The following is a 1,687-nucleotide window of genomic DNA, read 5'->3' on the forward strand; positions in this document are numbered from 1 at the left end:
ACTTTTACCTTCGGAAAGCCAGAGAATAGTTTGGGCACGTTGCCTTTCACGCCAATGTTTTGCATGCTTGACCAGAAAAATGAGTCGTTCTCGCTGTTCTAAACTAAGTGGTACAGAAACAATTCTAGGCATGTGTGAACATCTGTTAACTAAAAAAACCTTTTCGCATCATTAGTTATTTTTGTCAACTTAACCATATTAAAAATAATATAGACTGTTACATATTTCACCAAATATTTGTGAAATAGTTCAAAATAATTTTCAAACAAAACAATATTACGTGAATATTCAACTATATTAATAGTAAAGACCGATTAAATTTAAATTTTAAATAGAATCTCAAATGTATAATCACCACTTTCAGGTATGTCTTTTGAAACGCAATACAAGAATTACGTCACCAAATACTGAGCCTTTGTATTAAATTACAGGTTTTGAAACACGGCTTAGTTTCCAATGTTAAGCTTTAGAGATGGATCCGTAAATTTGAACAACTCCTATAAGTGATATTCTGCTCCTCAAATGATGTTATAAACATCAATATATGGAGTATTTTATGGCACGTAGACCAAGAAGAAATCATTCAAATGATTTTAAAGCTAAGGTAGCACTTGCTGCGATTAAAGCAGAAAAAACACTTGCTGAATTGAGTGCTGAATTTGATGTTCATCAAAACCAAATTATTGACTGGAAAAATCAATTGATCTCAGCTTCCTCGCAAGCTTTCGATCAATCAAAAGCTCCATCAGAACCCCCCATTGATCTTAAAAAGTTACATGCAAAAATCGGTGAGCAGGCATTAGAAATTGATTTTTTAGAAGGTGTGTTGAAGAAACTGGGCCGCTTCAACCACAAAAGTTAATCGACGACTCACTTCAGATTTCAGTATCTAAGCAAGCTAAGCTGCTGAAAGTCTCCCGTGGTTGTTATTATTATCGCCCAAAACCTGTTAGCTCATCAGATCTGAAGCTGATGCGATGTATTGATGAATTACATATGCAATATCCTTTTGCAGGCAGTCGTATGATGCGTGATTTGTTGAATCGTCAAGGGCATCATATAGGACGACGTCATACACGTACTTTAATGAAGAAAATGGGTATTCAGGCGTTATATTGCAAACCAAATTTAAGCCAGGCTAATCAAGCTCACCGTAAATATCCATATCTGCTCAAAGGGTTGGCTATTCTGCGCAGTAATCAAGTGTGGTCTACGGATATAACGTATATTCCTATGGCAAAAGGCTTTGTTTATTTATGTGCTGTGATTGATTGGCATAGCCGCAAGGTACTTGCGCATAGGGTATCGATTAGTATGGAGGTGGATTTTTGTATTTCGGTTTTAAATGAAGCGATTGAAAAATATGGATCACCTGAAATATTGAATACAGACCAAGGCAGTCAGTTCACCAGTGATGCATTTATTGATGTATTGAAATCAAATGGCATTCAAATCAGTATGGATGGTAAAGGTCGATGGGTAGATAATGTGATGGTTGAACGATTATGGCGGAGCGTTAAATATGAAGAGGTGTATCTCAAAGCTTATAGCAGTGTCACAGATGCGAAAAAGCAATTATAGTCAAACTACTTTATTATTCATACAAGATTCGAAAAAAACTCGAAATAACTCATCGACTGAGTCGATCAACCATTCTTTACGCTTACGTTTAACCCATGCCCACATG

The 1,687-nt window shown here is 35.9% G+C and carries 2 pseudogenes; one reads left to right on the plus strand and one right to left on the minus strand.

Annotated features, from left to right (window positions below):
- Positions 1 to 132, minus strand: a pseudogene (locus WFH18_RS17375) (helix-turn-helix domain-containing protein); the annotation flags it as partial.
- A gap of 412 nt (positions 133 to 544) precedes the next feature.
- On the opposite strand from WFH18_RS17375, the pseudogene WFH18_RS17380 reads away from it, so the two are divergent.
- Positions 545 to 1,578 (plus strand): annotated as a pseudogene (locus tag WFH18_RS17380) (IS3 family transposase); the annotation flags it as partial.
- Between the last annotated feature and the right edge of the window lie 109 nt (positions 1,579 to 1,687).

It is taken from the genome of Acinetobacter sp. USHLN143, assembly GCF_037145695.1.
Lineage (GTDB): Bacteria > Pseudomonadota > Gammaproteobacteria > Pseudomonadales > Moraxellaceae > Acinetobacter > Acinetobacter fasciculus.